The sequence below is a fragment of the Dehalococcoidales bacterium genome (assembly GCA_030698765.1).
In the GTDB taxonomy this organism is placed as follows: Bacteria; Chloroflexota; Dehalococcoidia; order Dehalococcoidales; family UBA2162; genus JAUYMF01.
This window is the reverse complement of sequence record JAUYMF010000185.1, coordinates 1-18,951: the sequence shown is the minus strand read 5'-3', so window position 1 is coordinate 18,951 and position 18,951 is coordinate 1. Positions and strand designations below refer to the sequence as shown.

Genomic DNA, 18,951 nt, shown 5'->3' with positions numbered 1-18,951 from the left:
CGTTGTCCCTCCAGAGAATAACGAGAGCTTTTTACCGCAGATTTGACAGAATTTAGCCATTATTCTCTCCTTTCAGTCTTAAGGACTGTATTGTCTGCATTAGTAAAGATACTTCACTTTCACTCAGTTTGTCTATATTGTCCAGTCTGCTTTTAATTTCAGATATGACAGCAGTTCTAAAATCTCCTTTTTCTGAATTCCGCTTCATTCTCGATTCAACCAGGGTAGCACTCACCTGTGAGATAAAAGCCGCCATTACACCTATTCCTACAACCATTAAACCCATCCCCATGATCCGCCCCGCGATGCTGTGAGGAACTATATCTCCATAACCAACTGTCGTAACTGTCGAGATACTCCACCAAACGGCATCTGAAAAGTTAGTAATTTGAGCGTTTTCTGTTCCACTATCAAGAATTAAGGCGGCAAAAGCGCCAATAAAGACTATGCTGACCGTAATGCCAGCCAGAGCAAGCAAGTTACTTCTCTGAACGAACCTGCTTGATTTAGAGAATACTCGCCTCATTCTCGCCAGTAGCAGAATCACCCTGACTACCCTAACCAAACGCAGGGAACGAAGTGCGACTGCTATTGCTGGTATAGTTCCTAAAGCATATAGAGCAATCGCTGGAATCATTGCTAATATCTCAAAGCCATTTGTTTTCATGAATCGGGATTTGCTTTCACTGGCTCTGACTCTTTGAATGAAATCAACGGCGAACACGATACATATTATGAGGTCTGCTATGTATATCCCAATTAATGTACCTTGTGAAACAGAGACCAACGATTCTATCGCTACCAGAACAATTGAAACGATTGCAAATATACCGATAATGATTTCAGTCACATTATTTCTTGACATCAAAAACCTCCTGCAAGGCAATATTGGTCTTTGGAAATAGTCTTACTTGCAGGCAAACCTGCGTTCTGCGAGGATTTTATTCCCTTGCGTGGACTTATGTCAATGAATTTGTTTGCAGTTGAGAAAGCTTCCTTGTCTTTGGTAACATAACTACCAATCTGTAAGCTCAAAACTGGTAAGTTTCAAAACTGAGTAGATAATCTGAAGCTAAACGGTGGTAATAATATTACCAAACTTGGTGGCCCACATTGGATTCGAACCGGAGCTATAATCCGGGATAGGAGAAAGCCTCTCTTTCGTGTCACTGATTTGAGGTCACCAGCAGCCTCCTCAGGTTGACAAACCTGAGCGCAGGCTATATATTTTCATTTAACAACCTGAGGAGGGAATATGGAAAGAACCAAGTTTATCCTGGATGAAAAGGATATGCCCACAAGCTGGTATAATATCCTGCCTGACCTGCCCGAGCCGCTACCCCCCGTTCTGCATCCGGCCACCGGAAACCCGGTTACCCCTGATGATTTAGCCCCCATCTTTCCCATGGGTTTAATCATGCAGGAATTCAGCCCTGAAAACTATATCGAAATTCCGGAAGAAGTACAGGAGGTCTACCGCACCTGGCGCCCCACCGTGCTGCACCGGGCACACCGCCTGGAGAAAGCCCTGGATACCCCCGCCAGGATTTTCTATAAATACGAAGGGAGCAGCCAGGCGGGCAGCCATAAGCCCAACACCGCCGTAGCTCAAGCCTATTACAATAAGCAGGAAGGCGTCAAGCGAATCGCCACGGAAACCGGCGCCGGACAGTGGGGCAGCGCCCTGGCTATGGGCTGCATGTTCTTCGGGATTGAGCTCAAGGTCTACATGGTCAAGATCAGCTATAACCAGAAGCCTTACCGCCGTATCCTGATGGAGACCTGGGGGGCCAAGGTTATGCCCAGCCCCAGCCGGGATACAAAAGCGGGAAGCAGCGTCCTGGAGCAGTACCCGGATACCACCGGCAGTCTGGGCATCGCTATCAGTGAAGCCGTAGAGGACGCGGCCACCCATGATGACACCAAATATTCGCTGGGCAGCGTCCTTAACCATGTGCTCCTTCACCAGACCATAATCGGGCTGGAAGCCAGGAAACAGATGGAGATGGCTGACACCTATCCTGATATTATCATCGGCTGCATCGGCGGCGGTTCCAACTTTGCCGGAACATTCCTGCCCTTCGTCAAGGATAAAATCACGGGCAAGAAACCGGACCTGCGCATCATCGCTGTCGAGCCTCAAGCCAGTCCCAGTTTAACCAAGGGCATCTATGCCTATGACTTTGGCGATACGGTGGGACTCACGCCACTGCTCAAGATGTACACCCTGGGGCATACCTTCGTTCCCTCCCCGATTCACGCCGGCGGGCTGCGCTACCACGGCATGGCGCCCATTATCTGCCACCTCTACAAGCTGGGCCTGATCGAAGCCCGGGCTGAGTACCAGATACCGGTCTTCGAGGCCGGGCTGAAGTTCGCCCGCACCGAGGGCATCATCCCCGCCCCGGAACCAAACCACGCCATCAAAGTAACCATTGATGAAGCCCTGCGCTGTAAAGAAAGCGGCGAAGCCAAGACCATCCTGATGGCCCTGAGCGGGCACGGACATTTCGACCTGGCAGCCTACGATGAGTACCTCGCCGGCAATCTGGCGGACTATGAATATCCCGAGGAAAAGGTAAAGGAAGCACAGGCTTCATTACCCAAGGTACCCGGGGCATAAAGACAGAAGAAAAATCGTAATCTGATAAGAGGTCGGGGGTATTCTCCCGGCCTCTTATTTATTTCTTAACATTTTGATGCTAAAATGAATTTATGGTGAGATTAATGAAGACAAAATACCTGTCCCTCTTACTGGCCCTAATTTTAAGCTTATCCGTGTTCACCGGCTGTGACCTGATAACCGGAACAACTACTCCACCACCGGCGTCACCACCAGCTCTTTCCATTCCCAATACTTCTCCCGTTACTGGAAATAACACCCCGGTTAGCCCTCCCCAGACAATACCCCTCGGAGGAAGCCCGGCACCGGTACTACCCAGCATTGCCGATGTGGTCGCCAGGGTCAAACCATCCGTAGTCGCCATCAATACCGAGGTGACATCCGTCGATTTTTTTGACAGACCGTTTACCCAGGAAGGAGCCGGCTCGGGATGGATTATCTCTGAAGACGGCTACATTGTGACCAACAATCACGTCGTCGAAGGGGCACGGAGCATCACGGTAACCCTGGATGACGGCCGGACGTTCCCGGTAGAAATGCAAACAGTGGCTACCGACCAGCTGGCCGACCTGGCGGTGCTTAAGATTAATGCCCAGGGACTGCCTGCCGCCAGCGTGGGGGATTCGGATAGATTAAGGATTGGCGACTGGGTAGTAGCCATCGGTAATTCACTGGGGAGGGGTATCCGGGCGACCCAGGGTATCATCAGCCGCCAGGATGTTTCGATAGAAGCCAGCGGAGCGCAGACACTCTACGGGCTTCTTGAGACCGATGCCGCCATCAACCCCGGTAACAGCGGCGGGCCGCTGGTCAACATGGCGGGAGAGGTAGTCGGCATCAACAGCGTCAAGATTGCCCGAGTGGGAGTAGAAGGAGTCGGCTACGCGATAAGCACCCAGACCGCAATTCCAATCATTGAAGACCTGATCAGGAACGGCTACGTGATTCGTCCCTGGCTCGGCGTGGGACTCTACACCGTAGACCCCTTTTCCGTGCAGAGATATGACCTGGCAGTCAATCGAGGGGTGCTGGTGTTAAATGTCGCTTCCGGCAGTCCGGCCGCCAGTGCGGGACTAAGAGTCGGCGATGTCATCACCGGGTTTGAAGGCCAGGATATGGACGATGTTAACGAACTGATCAGGGCAATACACTCGGCAGAGGTAGGGCAGGAGGTAACGATAACCTTCTGGCGAGGGCAGACGGCGCAGACTACCCAGGCTACCCTCGTGGAAAGCCCGCCGCCTTCTTAAAATCAGTCCAGCCTTTTCACACCAAGCGCTACTTCATTACCGTCAAGCTTGTAGTTCTCAGTAAAGACGCCCTGGGGTACCCCGTCAACAAGCTCGCGGGACAGCGTTTCCTGCTTGATATAGTCGGCAAAATCCTCCAGCACCCGCCGGATATAATCATTTCCTCGGTAATAAGTAGTTATATGGTCGGCGATATCAAATCCGGCGGAGCGGCGCATCGTCTGCAGGCGGTGGACAATCTCCCGCGCCACTCCCTCAGCCTTAAGCTCATCGGACAAGTCAGTCGAAATAGCGGATACATTGGCCGCTTCACTGACCACCGCGTATCCATTCCCGTCGAGAGCCATTACTTTTTCAACGGAATCCCACTTTAGCTCTTTGGCGTTAAGCTCTTCCAGCACCAGCGGCTTGATTCTCTCCAGAGCCTTCTTCTGCCATTCCGCGCTAGCGCCGACATAGTTGGTGGCTACGGGCTGGCGCACCTTGATGCCGGCTTTACTGCGGGCAGCCCTGCCCAGACTCGACACCTTCATGGCAAACTGCATATCGTCCATTAGCTGCCGGTCAACCAGGCCATTATCAGCCACGGGGAAGTCGGTCAGGTGCACGCTCAACGGGGCTTCCGGTGATACCGAACGCACCAGGTTCTGGTATAGCTCCTCAGCCAGAAACGGGGTAATCGGCGCCAGCAGCTCAGATAAAGTAACCAGGCACCGGTAAAGGGTGTTGTAGGCGGCCAGCTTATCGGCGTCATTCTCACTCTTCCAGAAGCGCCGGCGGCTCCGCCGCACGTACCAGTTCGAGAGAACATCAACAAAATTCTCAATCTTGCGCCCGGCGTCCGTGGGGTTATAGTTGTCCAGCGCCAAGTCAACATCACTGATAAGCTGGTTAAGCTCGGAGATTATCCAGCGGTCAAGCTCCGGGGGGTTCGATGCAGCCTCTTCAGCACCGGGGGTAAACCGGTCGATATTAGCGTAGGTGACAAAGAAGGAATAGACATTCCACAGGGTCAGCAGGAAACGGCGGGTCACTTCCTTCACCATATCTTCCGCAAAACGGTACACATTCCCCGCCTGGACGGCAGTAAAGAAGTACCAGCGCAGGGCATCAGCCCCGTACTTATCAATCACCGCCCAGGGTTCAACCACATTCCCCCTGGTCTTGCTCATCTTCTCTCCCCTGGCATCAAGGACAAGCCCCAGGCAGATGACATTCCGGTAACAGGGATGGCCAAAGAGCAGCGTGGAGATAGCGTGCAGGCTGTAGAACCAGCCGCGGGTCTGGTCAACCGCCTCACAGATGTAGTCGGCGGGGAAACGCCCGTCTGATAGCAGGGTTTCATTCTCAAACGGATAATGGTGCTGGGCTACCGGCATCGCCCCCGAATCAAACCAGCAGTCGATAACTTCCGGCACACGTTTCATTTTGCCGCCGCACTTCGGGCAGGTGAAGGTTACTTCATCAACGAAGGGACGGTGCAGGTCAAGGCCTTTTCCGAGAAGTATTGCTGTTGACTCTGCAATCTTCAGCGACTTATCACCACCAGGTTTACCCTTAAGCTCCTCTAGTCCACCAATGCACTCATAGCCGCCGCAGGACTCACACTGCCAGACAGGCAGCGGCGTGCCCCAGTAGCGCTCCCGGGAGAAAGCCCAGTCCACGTTATTGTTCAGCCAGTCGCCAAAGCGGCCGTATTTAATGTGCTCCGGATACCAGCTTATCTGCTCGTTACCGGCAATCAGGCTCTCTTTTACCGCCGTAGTCCGGATATACCAGGTCTCCTTGGCGTAGTAAAGGAGCGGCGTCCCGCAGCGCCAGCAGAAGGGGTAGGTATGGCGGATGGTCTCGCTGCGGTAGAGAAGCCCTCTTTCCGCCAGGTCCATGAGCACCAGGGGGTCAGCATCTTTAACAAACTTACCGGCGAAGGGATAGGTGCCGATAACCTTGCCCTGTAAGTCAACGGTATGGACAAAGTCCAGTCCTTTCTCCTTGCCCGCCTCATAGTCAACCTCACCATAGGCCGGCGCCATGTGGACAATCCCGGTGCCGTCCTCCATGGAGACGAAGTCAGTAACAATCACGGGATAGAGGATATCCTCCTCCCATAAACTGGCGGGACGCGGTACTTCATCTCCCGCATTACTCATCCTGGTAACAGGAATATCAAACTTTCGGGGATTGAACAGAGGCTCGTACCTCAAATCCACCAGGTCCCTGCCCGTAATCCTGTCCACTACCGGCGCATCTCTCAGTCCCGCCTGTTCCCGCCGGGCGGAAGCCAGGATGAGATATTCTCCTCCGGCCTCCACAATGACATACTCGGCATCCGACGCCACCGCCAGGGCAGTGTTACCCGGCAATGTCCAGGGAGTGGTCGTCCAGGCCAGCAGGTAAACATCCTTTTCCCCGGCCAGTTCAAGGAGCCGTCCGGCAAAGTCAGCCTCTCTGTCGCCATAATGCTGGCGCAGCCGGTCGAGAAAGCCGGGCTGGCTATACAATGATTTGACCACCTTGAACTTGATGTAAACCGAGGGGTCTTTAACATCATCCTGATAGCCCAGCGCCACCTCATGAGAGCTAAGTGAGGTACCGCAACGGGGGCAGTGGGGAGTCACCCGGTAGCCCTGGTAGACCAGCCCCTTGTCCCACATCTGCTTGATTGCCCACCAGACGCTCTCGATGTATTCATTCTTCATGGTGACGTAGGCGTTGTCCTGGTCAATCCAGAAGCCGATACGCTCCGTCAGAGCCTCCCAGTCTTTAAGATACCTGAATACGCTCTGGCGGCAGAGCTCGTTAAACTCGGCGACCCCATATTCCTCAATCTGCGCCTTGCCGGAGAAGCCCAGTGTCTTCTCCACCTCCAGTTCCACCGGAAGTCCGTGCGTGTCCCAGCCGCCGATACGCGGCGTGTAATAGCCCTTCATCGCCTTGTAACGGGGGATGATATCCTTGAAAATACGGGAGAGGACATGGTGTATCCCCGGGCTGCCATTAGCCGTCGGCGGGCCCTCATACAAGACAAAACGGGGAGAGCCCTGCCTCTGGTTGACACTTTGCTCAAAGACTTTATGCTGCCGCCAGAGGTTAAGGATGTTCTCCTCAATCTGTGGGAAATTGGCTCTGCTGTTTACCGGTTGAAACATTGTTAAACTTTTTCCCTTCTACGTATTAATGATATGGGACTTATTAAACTCTCCCTATACGATTTTGCAGACAAATCTTTTTGAGTTCCCGTCATCTATATCCAATAACAAAAAGTCCCGTCCACAAGGGACGGGAGTTATCATTCCCGCGGTACCACCCTAATTCCGAGGTTGTCCGAAAATGCTCCTCTGTCATACTGAGCACATTCGCTTCGCTCAGTGTAAACTCCGCGAAGTATCCGGGTGGGGGAGTATTTGGCGTTGCATCCACTACACCCCTGGATTCTTCGGTCGTTTCACTCCCTCAGAATGACATTTTCAGACACCATCAGCGCTCTATCAGGGCACATTAATGCCCTCGTTGATGATAACGGGTGACGGGCCCGGCCAAGTCTACTGAGCGGGAATGTTTATCCGCCTTTCGGTTGGCGGCTCAGGAGGGATTTTCAGGGAGGCATACACATCTGCTCTCACCATACCAGACTCGCTGGGTGCCGCTCTCTCCCCTACTCGTCTCCGTCACAGCCTTTAGCATAAAAGACTAACACAGTCGATGGGATAAGTCAATCGAGACCGGCTATTGCTAACGGGGCTCAATAACCACCTTACGGGACTCACCCACGCCGATACTCCGGGTAGTGACATGCGGATAGTCAGCCAGAGCCAGATGAATGATGCGCCGCTCGTAAGGCGGCATCGGCTCCAGGGTAAATGGTTCTTGCCTGACCTTGACCTGTTCAGCGATGTTACGGGCAAAGACCTGCAGTGTTTGATGACGCCGCTGCTTGTAAGCCTCCACATCAACCACTATCGGTAGCCATTCCTGCGTCTGATGACCAACGATAAGCCGGGTAATGTACTGCAAACAGGCTAGAGTATACCCACGCCGACCAATCATAATACCAAGGTCATCACCCTTGACATTGAGGAGTATAGAGGCCGGAGTTTCATCTCCCGGTTCGGCAGCCGGTTGCTCCTGAACCGTTACGGAAGCATCAACCTCCAGCAAAGAAAGGAGTTTCTCCAGAGTGCCTTTAGCTACCTCAGCCAGATTATCTTTTCCAGCGGCCGCGGGTACCAGCGGTTTTACCCTGATCACAGCTTCATCAGCACCCAGTCCCCACACCCCTGACCTACCTTCTTTTACGACGGTGACCTCCACTTCCTCCCGGCTTACGCCTAGCTGTTCCAGGGCGCGTTGTATAGCTTCCTCCACGGTCTTCCCGCTTATCTCCAGACTTTCCATAACCTTCCTCTCCCTCCTTAGCCGCACTCGACTCAACAATATCAGCCTCGACATCTTCACCGCTGATATCGGCACCCCTTGAAGGTGTTTCTTTCAGAGCGACGCGCTTCTTTTTTTTCTCATCATCGGCAACTCTCTTCCCCGCCGCCGGTGAAACCAGACCACCCCACCCGGTAACAAAATACTGGGTAGCAATACTGATGACATTTGACATCACCCAGTAGATAGCCAGACCGCTGGGAAATGATAGCGTCAGAAAGGCAAACATCAATGGCATCGTATACAGCATCATCTGGCTCTGGGCCTGCTGTTTGGGGTCACCCGTAGGAGACATCATCATTTTCTGCTGTACCCACATCGTACCGCCAACCAGGATCGGCAATAGCAAAAACTGATCAGGTAGAGCCAGGTCTAACCATAGGAATTTACTCTCCAGAGGCACCAGGGAAAAGACCAGCGGCCAGGAAGGGTAAAGATGCTGGGACAGGCTCAGGAAACCCTCAGGGGCCACGGCTAATACCCGGATAATGGACTGGTAGAGAGCTATCCAAACGGGCATCTGGATGAGCATCGGCAGCAAACAACCGGCCGGATTCATGCCGGACTCTTTATAGAGCTTCATCTGCTCTTTAGCCAGTTGTTGCTTGTCCTTGGCATACTTCTTTCTGAGTTCGGCAATCTGGGACTGAATTGACTGCATGGCTTTGCTCGCCCGGAGCTGCTTCAGGGTAAGCGGATACATCAATCCCCGGATAACCGCCGTCAGCACAATGATCGTCAGTCCAAAGCTACCTCCCAGATAATGGGAGAGCATGATGAGGACATTTATCATCGGGCTCAGAATAATAAGGTCCCAGATTTCCCCGATCAACAGAAACTACCTCACTTAATGTTAAACTTCCGCACCGCTCCTGACTGCGCGTCTACTTCATGGAGAGCATCCGCACCCGTATGAACGTAGACCTTGTCCCCGTCAGCGGCGAGGGGAGCATCTACTTTTTCTCCCAGGTCAAGCAACTGACTTTGCCGGTTAGTACGGGCATCCAGTTTGTAGACTATTCCTGCCTCGGAAGCGACAATAACCGAGTCAGCGGCTACCACCGGCGAAGAGCTTACCGGACTGCCCAAATCAAATTCAGCGATCTTTTCGCCGTTCTCAGCGTTGAGGGCATAAACCTTGCCATCCAGGTTAGCGGCATAGATGATATCGTCATGGACTACCGGTTCAGACCAGAACCAGTTCCCCGCCATAAATTTCCACTTAAAGCTGCCATCAGCAGCCCCCAGAGCATAAAGGTACCGGTCAAAGGAACCAACGTAAACCAAGTTATTATAGACCAGCGGGGTGGCGGCAATAGCCCCTTCAGTTTCAAACTCCCAGTATTTGCTGCCGTTAGTCGTATTCAAGGCATACAATTTATTGTCAAAGGAGCCAATAAAGAGCGTATCACCTTCAATAACCGGGGTTGACCATATCTTATCCCCCGTCTCAAACTTCCACTGCTCGTTGAGACTGACCATTTCCAGAGCGTAAACCCACCCGTCAGCAGAACCAACGTAGACGGTGCCTCCGGCTACCACCGGGCCGCCAATAATAGGCTCACGCTTTCTATCGTTCAGGTACTTATCTTTAGATAAACGCGTGCTGGCGCTGGTAGCGTAAATTTTGCCATTATAGCCGCCGACAAAAATGAGATCTCCAGCCACGGCGGGAGAGCCGTAGATAGCCACCGATGTGGACGCCGGAGCACAGCCGCCAAGAAGGCCGCCGCCTGTCTGCTCGCTAACCTTCAGTGGTTCCGCCCACAGGCGGCTGCCATCCTGTGTATTCACGGCTACCAGCTTACCTTCCATGGAGCCGACAAACAGCGTGCCATCAGCCACCGTCCCGCCCGACCAGCCCCGGGGTATAGCTCCGGTAGTCTGGCAGCTGGCCAGTACCAGTCCGACCAGGAGAAACAGTACCAGCAGGATAAAATTCTTATGGCGTACCATCATATTCTAGTCCAGTCTTCGTTATTCATCTCAGGTAGAGGGCGTTTAATAGAACCGGATTCTCAAAGAGTAAAGCGCCTGGCTTCACCCCGGGATTATCATGACACCGGGTCATATCCTCCGGGGTGAAGGGGGTGACAACGAACTATGCGCTTTACTCCGAGCCACACCCCTTTTAAAAAACCGTACCGGGCAATCGCCTCATAAGTATATTGAGAACAAGTCGGGATAAAACGACAGGATGGCGGCATGACCCGTGATAAGGTCAACTGATAAATCCTGATCAAACCTAGCGCCAATCTCTTCATTGCCTCGCTAACTAACCGTCCCGCCACTACTCCCGGCTTCGGCGCCGGTCAAAAGACCGGGCGCCTCTTCATTCACTAAAATACCGGCCCTGGACAGTAAACTACCAACAGTATCCTTGAGGCTGAGGTAATCACTTCCGGACGCAGCCGGACGGGCGATAAATACAATATCCCATCCCGATTTAAGCGGCGTTACCCGCAAAATCTCTCTAAGCAAGCGTTTTACCCTGTTCCTGGTCACCGCATTACCTACCCGCTTACTGACCGAAAAGCCAAATCTGGATAGAGTCAACCCATTAGGTAAGGCCTTCATCACCAGTAAAGCGGATGTCCGTGAACTGCCTCTCCGGTAGACCAGGGTATACTGCTGCGGTTTAGTCAGGTATTCTTCTCCCCTCATCACTCCACCTTCCAGGCATAGCCGCAAGGTTGTTCCGGCAGCATCAAACCACAGTCAAACGCTTGCGACCCTTGAGTCGCCTGGCTTTTAAGACAGCCTGTCCGGCACGGGTACTCATCCTCTTCAGAAAGCCGTGCTCGCGTTTACGCGGTATCTTCTTTGGTTGATAAGTTCTTTTTGGCACTCTTACCCCGCATTAGACTAATTAAACGAAAATAGTTACAAAGATGAGGAAAATAGACGTTTCTCAGCTTATAAAACTATTCATTTGTGCTGACAAAGCCCACTTTCCGCATATGAGCCGGTACATATGGCAGTAAAGCCAGGTGCCGCGCCCTTTTTATTGCCTGGGCCAGGATACGCTGATGCCTGGCGCAAGTGCCGGTTCTACGGCGCGGCGCTATCTTACCTCTATCAGATATGTAACCGCGTAATTTGTCAGCGTCCTTGTAATCTATCACCTTAACCTTGCCCTCGCAAAAAGAGCAAACCTTGCGACTCGGCACATACCGTGACCTGCCAAACCTTGTATCCCTTGCTCTACCAGTCCTCGGTTTAACCACCACTGCTAAACTCCCTGCTGCTAAATTTGCCCGGTTCCAATCCCGTTAAAAGGGGATGTCCTCCGGTTCCAAGTCACCAACCTCACCTTCTCCCGCCTTTCCTTCAGGAAGAGGAGCAGAGGCCTGTCTATCCAGAAAACTTACCCTATCAGCCACTATTTCATTCCGATAGCGCCTTTGCCCATCCTGTCCTTCCCAGCTATGCATGCGCAGTCTACCCTCAACGTAAACCAGCCGGCCTTTAGCCAGGAACTGGTTGCATTGCTCGGCCAGCCTGCCCCAGGTGACCACCGTGAACCACTCGGTCTCTTCCTTACGCTCACCTTCCGCAGTTGTATACCTCCAGTTAGTAGCAATACTGAATGAGGTCACCGGTCTGCCGTTAGGAGTAAAACGCATTTCCGGCTCGCTACCCAGATTACCGATAACTATCATCTTATTTACGCTGACCATTACCTCAACACTCCTTTTTTGCCTCTCAAGCCGGAAAGATATGCGCTCCTTAGTCCCCGACCTTTATCAACAGATGCCGCACAACTTCCTCAGAGAGCCGCAGGTTCACCTCCAGTCCCTTGCCCAGAGCCGGTTTCATCTTCAGCTTTGCCAGGACGTAACTGCCCTCGTTAAAGTTCTTGATGGGATATGCCAGCCTTCTCTTCCCCCACTTTTCAATATCGGCAATAATCCCCCCCTGCCCGGTAATAAAACGGCTGATACCAGCCAGTGTCGCCTCAAATTTCTCCTCATCAATCTCAGGGCTGATAACTAATACCAGCTCGTAGTCACGTAGTTGCCTGTCTAACTCCGTAGATACCTCATCCAAAACCATACGTTTCTCCTCATAAATTCTACACGCATTATACCTTACAACAAGGACAAAGGCAATGCAAGTAGCTATTTATAATACTATGGATATACAGAGCCGGAAAAGCCGTACCGAAATGCGACCGGAATTCATTGATCTGGCTACCTCAATCAGCCGGGACTGCCGCCAAGTATGGCGTTTAACAGATAGCGTCAGTTACATAAACCGTCCTAAGCGATAGCCGGGAACCTGGAGATCAGAACAAGGATGCAACTGGAGACTAACCGGCGCCGGCAGGCAGGTTTTGCGCGGTCTTATGCTGCGTGCGCAAGCACCGCGTACACAGATTAAACCGCTTCTCCTGGCCATTGACTACCAGCTTGGTCGGGTGAATGTTAGGTACCCAGCGCCGTCTGGTGTGTCGCTTGGAATGGCTTACGTTATTACCAAACTGGGGTGTTTTTCCACAGAAATCACACTTCACTAATTCTTCCTCTTGACCGAAATATTGAATTCAGGTAAGATGCCGTCTATAATACTATCATAGCCGGACAAACTTGACAAGGATAGCACAATATGAAACAGATTAGCTCTACTATCAGCGGCAAAGAATTCAGAGAAATGCTGGCTACCGCCACCAACTGGTTAGAGAAAAGCGCTCAAGATATTGATGCCCTGAACGTCTTCCCGGTGCCTGACGGGGATACCGGGACTAACATGCTGCTTACCATGCGTTCCAGCGTAGAGGAAGCCTACCAGGTTAATGGTTTAAGTGCTTCAGATATAGCCAGAGCCGTCGCCAAAGGGGCGCTGATGGGGGCGAGGGGTAACAGCGGGGTAATATTATCACAAATCTGGCGCGGGCTGGCACAGGGTATAGGAGAGAAGAAAGCCATTAATGGTACTGACCTGGCTGAAGCTCTGCAACAGGCATCAGCCACAGCCTACAAAGCGATAAGCAACCCGGTGGAAGGGACTATCCTCACTGTAATCAGGGAGGCAGCCGCCGCCGGTCAGGAACAGGTGGCCAACGGCGATAATAACCTGATACCGGTCATGGAGGCGGTGGTCAGCGCGGCTCATGAATCCGTAGCCAATACCCCTACCCTGCTCCCGGTACTGAAAGACGCCGGGGTGGTGGATGCCGGGGGACAGGGCCTGTATACCATACTCGAGGGCGCCCTCCGTTATCTCAGGGGGGAGACGGAACAGATGCAGTTCCGTAAGCCCAAAATAATCGCCAGTAACATACTCCAACCGGTCAGACTGCCACAGATGCTCACCACCGAGGAAGTACCTTACGGATACTGTACCGAATTTCTGCTTAAAGGTGAGGGACTCAATCCGGATAAAATCAGGGAAAGGTTGGAGAAGAAGGGGCAGTCCTTGATGGTCGTCGGTGATGAAAACACAGCCAGGGTCCATATCCACACGCTGGACCCGGGTAACGTTGTCCACTACGCTACTTCTCTGGGCACGCTGCACCAGGTAAGTATACGGAACATGGATGAACAACATCAGGACTTTCTGGTAATGCAGAGAGAGAAGTCACCCCAGGTTGACATCGCTACTGTCGCCGTGGTCTCCGGGGACGGACTGGCCGATGTTTTTGCCAGCCTGGGAGCAACCTCCATTGTCCCCGGTGGACAGACGATGAATCCCAGCACCAAAGACATACTTCAGGCGGTAAAAGCGGTAACCTCGGACAAGGTTATCATCTTGCCCAATAATAAAAATGTGGTGCTTACCGCCGAGCAAGTCCAGACTTTGACCGATAAAACAGTCAAGATTGTACCGACGCGAACAATCCCGCAGGGTGTGGCTGCCCTTCTGACCTTCGATTACGAAGCTGATTTTGAAACCAACGCCCGGCTGATGAGAGAGGCACAATCAACGGTAAGGACAATCGAGATTACGCGGGCCATACGCTCCGCCCAGCTGGACGGGCTGACTATCAAGAAGAAACAGGCTATCGGGCTGCTGGACGGAGAGTTGCTGGTTGCGGGCAAGAATCCGGCTGACATCCTTGACAAGATGCTGGCCAAGCTGGACTTGACTAAATCTGAAATAATTACCATCTACTATGGAGCGGACACCAGTCTGGAAGAGGCAGAGCAGATCGCGGCTGATATGCGTGAACAGTACCCTGCGCTTCAGGTTGAGGTCATTCGCGGTGGCCAGCCATATTATGATTATATTGTTTCCATAGAATAACAAACTGCCGGAGCTTCGGGTCTTTTCAATGGCTAAAGCTGAAGTCTCAGGGCAAGGACTGAAAAAGATAGGGGGAACCATAAAAGATGACTGTCAGGATTATTACCGATAGCCTGTCTGATATTACCAGTGACATCGCCCAGGGACTGGGAATTACCGTGGTGCCGCTAACCGTGCTCTTTGGCCATGAGGCTTACATCGACCGCGTTACCATAACCACCGATGAATTTTACCGTAAGCTGACCCATGAAAATGTCTGGCCCACCACCACCCAGCCCACTCCCGCCGCTTTCGCCGAGGTCTACGACCGGCTTGCCGAAAAGACCAGTGAAATTCTGGTCATCACCCTCTCTTCCAAGCTCAGCGGCACTTATGAATCAGCTACGGGAGCCAAGAACCTGTACCGTAATAAAAAGTGCCGCGTGGAGGTAATTGACTCGCGTATGGTAGCCATGGGTCTGGGACTGATAGTCATCGCCACCGCCAAGAAAGCCCAGAAAGGGGCAAAGCTGGATGAGCTTGCTGATATGGTGCGCCAGGCAACTTCGCGTTCACACGTTGTCATGTATTTTGATACTCTCAAATACCTGGCCAAGGGGGGACGCATCGGCAAGGCACAGGGCTTGGTAGGCTCAATGCTATCCGTAAAACCGATACTCACCATCAAAGATGGCGAAGTCGCCCCGCTGACCAGGGTACGGTCTCAGGGAGCCGGACTTGACTACCTCTATAATTTTGTTGCCGGGTTCAGCAACATCGAGGAGCTGGCGGTGGAGCACTCCACGGCCGCCGGCCAGGCTGATAAACTGATCGAACGGCTTGGCTCACTATTCCCCAGGGAAAGGATCTACCGGTCAACGGTGAGCCCGGTACTGGGGACATACGCCGGCCCGGATGCCCTGGCGGTGACCGTCCTGGAGGCGGCCAAGAAATAGCCAACCCATGACATTACGTGAACTTGCCGGGGTCAGGCTTTTCTTACCGCAACGGCGAGCAGGCAGGCTACGGAGGCGGAACTTTGTCACTAAACGCTGAGCCTCTGCGTAAAATCATCGAGCTTGAAGCCAAAAAAGGCTACGCCGATTCGGCAGTAATTGGTGGTCTGGACAAATTCCTCAATAACTGGACTCACCAGGCTGTAGAATTGATAGCCACTCCCCGGCTACTGAAACGCTTTAAGGGACTCCATCTGGCCAATCCCGGGTATGCCTCGCTGAGCAGAGAAGAACGCCGGGAATGGATAAACAGTGTGCTCGTCTTTCTAGCTGATTTAGAACAACCCGAAGCAAGGAAGAAGAGCGGTACCAAAGTGCCTCCCAAAGCCGGCAAGCCACCTCCAAAAACGCAAATAAACAGACCAGCGGATAACCACTATTCCATGGATTCCCCTGTTACCGTTATCAAGGGTATCAGCCCCAACCTGGCAACCAGGTTCGCCAAGCTGGAAGTAAAAACAGTCCGCGACCTCCTCTACTTCTTCCCGCACCGGCACCTCGATTACAGTCAGCGTAAGACCATCTCGCAGCTTACTGAAGGGGCTGAAGAGACAATTGTGGCTAACGTATGGCAAGCCCAGGAAATCAGGTTAGGCGGCAGGCGGAGCACCGAGGCTATCGTCGGTGATGAGACGGGTAATGTCCGGGTGGTCTGGTTCAACAATCCCTACCTGGCGAGAAACCTGCCGACCAATTCCCGGGTGATTATCAGCGGTCGTGTGGGCGTGTTTAACGGACGGCACGTCTTTGAATCGCCGGAGTGGGAGCGCGTAGAAGATAAGGAGTTCATCCACGCCGGGCGACTGGTACCCATATATCCGCTCACCCAGGGACTACGCCCCCGCCAGGTCAGGAAACTGATGAAGGAAGTTATCGATCAGTGGGCGGGGCAAATGACCGAATTCCTGCCACCGGAACTAAGGCAGCGGTGCGACCTGCTGGAGCTGCCACTGGCAATAACCCAGGCACACTTCCCGGAAAACACGGCTCTGAAGGACAGGGCAAGGGTACGTCTGGCCTTTGACGAGCTATTCCTGCTGCAACTGGGGGTTCTGAGCAAGAAGCGCTCCTGGCGGGAAGACCAGCCGGCCAGTCCAATCAGCCCCGATACCGCCCTGCTGGACACATTCCTGGAGTCACTGCCTTTTGATCTGACCGCCGCCCAGCACAAAGTGCTCAGGGAGATACTGGCTGACCTGGACAGCCCGCAGCCGATGTCCCGCTTATTACAGGGGGAGGTGGGCAGCGGCAAAACGGTCATCGCCACCGCCGCCCTGCTGACGGCCGCCGCCAGCGGATATCAGGGAGCGTTCATGGCGCCGACTGAAATCCTGGCCGAGCAGCACTTTGCCACCGTCTGCCAGCTACTGTCGCGGGCGGGTCATCCGGCGGGAGAAGAAGACCTCAGGCGCAGCTACTCCGGGATATTATCCCGCCCTCTTACTGTGGCACTGCTCATCGGCGATATGCCCCAGAGTCGGAAACAGCAACTCCAGCAGGGTATTCTGGACGGAAGCATTGATATTATCATCGGCACCCACGCCCTTATTCAGAAAGAGGTAGAGTTTCCGCGCCTGGGGCTGGTGGTGGTGGACGAACAGCACCGCTTCGGGGTTACCCAGCGCTCAGCGTTGAGGCAGAAAGGTTTCAGCCCCCATGTCCTGGTGATGACGGCTACACCCATCCCGCGGACGCTGGCGCTGACCCTCTATGGCGACCTCGACCTCTCCGTTATCGACCAGTTGCCGCCGGGGAGACAGGCAGTGAAGACAAAGTGGCTGAGACCAGCGCAGCGGGAGAGCGCCTACGCCTTTATCAAGCGCCAGGTAGCTGAAGGCAGACAGGCATTTATCATCTGCCCGTTAATCGAGGAATCGGAGGCGATCCAGGCCAGGGCCGCCGTCGCCGAATATGAGCGCCTGTCCCGCGAGGTCTTCCCCGAGCTCAGGCTGGGCTTGCTGCACGGGCGACTGTCCGCCGATGATAAGGACGGGGTAATGCGCCGCTTCCGCTCCGGCGAACTGGATATTCTGGTGGCAACGCCGGTGATAGAGGTCGGCATCGATGTACCCAACGCCACGGTAATGATGGTGGAAAGCGCCGACCGCTTCGGGCTGTCCCAGCTGCACCAGTTCCGGGGCAGGGTGGGCAGAGGGCCGGAGCAGAGCTACTGTATGCTGCTGGCGCAAAACCCATCCGAGGTGGGGCGGGAGCGCCTGGACATCATAGAGAGGACGCAGGACGGCTTTCAGCTTGCCGAGGAAGACCTGAAACTGCGGGGGCCGGGTGAGTTCTTCGGCACGCGGCAGAGCGGCATACCTGACCTGCGCATGGCGAAGCTATCAGACGTCGCCCTGCTGGAAACGGCGCGCAGCGAAGCCATCAAACTCTTCGAAACGGACAAAAACCTGGACAAGCCGGAGCACGCCCCGCTGGTCAAAGAGCTATCCAGAGTGTGGCCCAAAGCGGGGGAGTGGAGTTAGTTGAGAAGGGGTTCGAAGCCAAGGCGGGCTACCAAGTTTGGTAATATTATTACCTCAAATTAGCTTCAGATTCGTTATCCTTTTTCTGAAAGCGGTATGTTTCGAGTTCACAACGTGGTAACAATATCCCCATTATGTTTGAGATGATACTCGACAACCTTTAGTAAGAGATCATCGGACATGGGGATGTGTCAATATGGGAATATTTGCTATTCTATAAGTACATAGGTTTCTAATAAACATCATTTAAAACTCATCACCATGGTCGAATGGTGGCTTTTGTGAGCTATGTCCTACATAGAATGTTCTAACTTCAATTGGGGGAGTATTCGATATGTATGCAAGTCTGGAGGAACGTATCCATTTGGCATAATCTAGCGCGTTTCTTTGCTTACTGTTAATTTCTTCTATCTTCGTTTGTGGGAAAAGTGACTTCGTACCCAGTTTAACAACTAAGTTAAATCTCCAGTTTAATGAACGGAGTCTGTTAGATTTACCAGATTTAAGCGGAATATTATATTCTGGAAAAAGAAATCCTAATAAACTCAGCGGTGAATTAACATTATCTGTTAAATCAGAGTGGGCTTTCCAAACCGAGGAATCTACATAAGCGCCAATCCAATCCTGCTCTTGTTCTTTTTTGTAAGCATCAATAAAAGCACTGCCAAGGAAGACATTGTATAGTTTATTCACATACAAATCTCCGTAGGTGATTGCTCCTCTCATGGGAAAGCCAGCTGCAAGGAATTGCTGAAACAGTCTCCAAGCATATATTATCAGTTTAAGTGCACTTTCGGAACTGCCATCATGAGAGAATAGGATAACTGAGTCAGAGAAGATGTATTTTTCACAATAAGGCTGGGTGTAAGGGTGGTTCGGGAAAAAGGATTCTTGGGGTGTTTTGAATAGAGCGGGGTTCG

Annotated in this window: 18 protein-coding genes and 1 other annotated feature; of the genes, 5 read left to right on the top strand and 13 right to left on the bottom strand. The window is 52.8% G+C overall.

Annotation, left to right across the window (positions count from 1 at the left end):
* Positions 1 to 52: 52 nt before the first annotated feature.
* A complete protein-coding gene (locus tag Q8Q07_09440; protein ID MDP3880509.1) occupies positions 53 to 865 on the bottom strand; it encodes an ion channel in 813 nt (270 codons plus the stop codon).
* Between the two features lie 390 nt (positions 866 to 1,255).
* Here Q8Q07_09440 and Q8Q07_09435 point away from each other — a divergent pair, with 390 nt between their 5' ends.
* Both Q8Q07_09435 and Q8Q07_09430 read left to right on the top strand, forming a co-directional pair.
* Positions 1,256 to 2,623, top strand: coding sequence for a TrpB-like pyridoxal phosphate-dependent enzyme (locus Q8Q07_09435; GenBank protein MDP3880508.1), 1,368 nt, complete (start codon positions 1,256 to 1,258; stop codon positions 2,621 to 2,623).
* A 104-nt stretch (positions 2,624 to 2,727) separates the two neighbouring features.
* A complete protein-coding gene (locus Q8Q07_09430; protein ID MDP3880507.1) occupies positions 2,728 to 3,873 on the top strand; it encodes a trypsin-like peptidase domain-containing protein in 1,146 nt (381 codons plus the stop codon).
* Between the two features lie 2 nt (positions 3,874 to 3,875).
* On the opposite strand, the gene ileS is transcribed toward Q8Q07_09430, so the two are convergent.
* From ileS to rpmB, 11 genes are all read right to left on the bottom strand, one after another.
* The gene (ileS, locus tag Q8Q07_09425) at positions 3,876 to 7,022 is read right to left on the bottom strand and encodes an isoleucine--tRNA ligase (protein ID MDP3880506.1); all 3,147 of its coding nucleotides are present in this window, start codon (positions 7,020 to 7,022) and stop codon (positions 3,876 to 3,878) included.
* A 123-nt stretch (positions 7,023 to 7,145) separates the two neighbouring features.
* Positions 7,146 to 7,554, bottom strand: a binding site (T-box leader).
* A gap of 51 nt (positions 7,555 to 7,605) precedes the next feature.
* Positions 7,606 to 8,268: an RNA-binding cell elongation regulator Jag/EloR gene (gene jag, locus Q8Q07_09420; GenBank protein ID MDP3880505.1), complete on the bottom strand. Its 663-nt coding sequence runs from the start codon at positions 8,266 to 8,268 to the stop codon at positions 7,606 to 7,608.
* Positions 8,156 to 9,139: a YidC/Oxa1 family membrane protein insertase gene (locus Q8Q07_09415; protein ID MDP3880504.1), complete on the bottom strand. Its 984-nt coding sequence runs from the start codon at positions 9,137 to 9,139 to the stop codon at positions 8,156 to 8,158. The genes jag and Q8Q07_09415 overlap by 113 nt, the downstream gene beginning before the upstream one ends.
* Before the next feature lie 11 nt (positions 9,140 to 9,150).
* Complete coding sequence (locus tag Q8Q07_09410; protein MDP3880503.1) at positions 9,151 to 10,266, bottom strand: PQQ-binding-like beta-propeller repeat protein; 1,116 nt, start codon at positions 10,264 to 10,266, stop codon at positions 9,151 to 9,153.
* Positions 10,267 to 10,361: 95 nt separating this feature from the next.
* On the bottom strand, positions 10,362 to 10,571 hold the full coding sequence (gene yidD, locus Q8Q07_09405; protein MDP3880502.1) for a membrane protein insertion efficiency factor YidD: 210 nt from the start codon (positions 10,569 to 10,571) through the stop codon (positions 10,362 to 10,364).
* 7 nt (positions 10,572 to 10,578) lie between these two features.
* A complete protein-coding gene (gene rnpA, locus Q8Q07_09400; protein MDP3880501.1) occupies positions 10,579 to 10,971 on the bottom strand; it encodes a ribonuclease P protein component in 393 nt (130 codons plus the stop codon).
* A gap of 43 nt (positions 10,972 to 11,014) precedes the next feature.
* On the bottom strand, positions 11,015 to 11,155 hold the full coding sequence (gene rpmH / locus Q8Q07_09395; GenBank protein ID MDP3880500.1) for a 50S ribosomal protein L34: 141 nt from the start codon (positions 11,153 to 11,155) through the stop codon (positions 11,015 to 11,017).
* Positions 11,156 to 11,231: 76 nt separating this feature from the next.
* Positions 11,232 to 11,477 carry a 30S ribosomal protein S18 gene (gene rpsR, locus Q8Q07_09390; GenBank protein ID MDP3880499.1) on the bottom strand — a complete coding sequence of 82 codons (246 nt, stop codon included), beginning with the start codon at positions 11,475 to 11,477 and terminating at the stop codon, positions 11,232 to 11,234.
* A gap of 102 nt (positions 11,478 to 11,579) precedes the next feature.
* Complete coding sequence (gene ssb, locus Q8Q07_09385) at positions 11,580 to 11,987, bottom strand: single-stranded DNA-binding protein (protein ID MDP3880498.1); 408 nt, start codon at positions 11,985 to 11,987, stop codon at positions 11,580 to 11,582.
* Between the two features lie 49 nt (positions 11,988 to 12,036).
* Positions 12,037 to 12,363, bottom strand: a complete 327-nt coding sequence (gene rpsF / locus Q8Q07_09380) for a 30S ribosomal protein S6 (protein ID MDP3880497.1) — start codon at positions 12,361 to 12,363, stop codon at positions 12,037 to 12,039.
* Positions 12,364 to 12,619: 256 nt separating this feature from the next.
* Complete coding sequence (rpmB, locus tag Q8Q07_09375) at positions 12,620 to 12,823, bottom strand: 50S ribosomal protein L28 (protein ID MDP3880496.1); 204 nt, start codon at positions 12,821 to 12,823, stop codon at positions 12,620 to 12,622.
* A gap of 92 nt (positions 12,824 to 12,915) precedes the next feature.
* On the opposite strand from rpmB, the gene Q8Q07_09370 reads away from it, so the two are divergent.
* From Q8Q07_09370 to recG, 3 genes are all read left to right on the top strand, one after another.
* Positions 12,916 to 14,553, top strand: a complete 1,638-nt coding sequence (locus tag Q8Q07_09370) for a DAK2 domain-containing protein (GenBank protein ID MDP3880495.1) — start codon at positions 12,916 to 12,918, stop codon at positions 14,551 to 14,553.
* 86 nt (positions 14,554 to 14,639) lie between these two features.
* Positions 14,640 to 15,488 (top strand): DegV family protein, encoded by an 849-nt coding sequence (locus tag Q8Q07_09365; protein MDP3880494.1) that lies wholly within the window; start codon positions 14,640 to 14,642, stop codon positions 15,486 to 15,488.
* Between the two features lie 83 nt (positions 15,489 to 15,571).
* On the top strand, positions 15,572 to 18,031 hold the full coding sequence (recG, locus tag Q8Q07_09360; GenBank protein MDP3880493.1) for an ATP-dependent DNA helicase RecG: 2,460 nt from the start codon (positions 15,572 to 15,574) through the stop codon (positions 18,029 to 18,031).
* A gap of 246 nt (positions 18,032 to 18,277) precedes the next feature.
* Here recG and Q8Q07_09355 read toward each other — a convergent pair.
* Positions 18,278 to 18,951, bottom strand: a 674-nt coding sequence (locus Q8Q07_09355) for a hypothetical protein (protein MDP3880492.1), incomplete at its 5' end; no start/stop codon positions are given.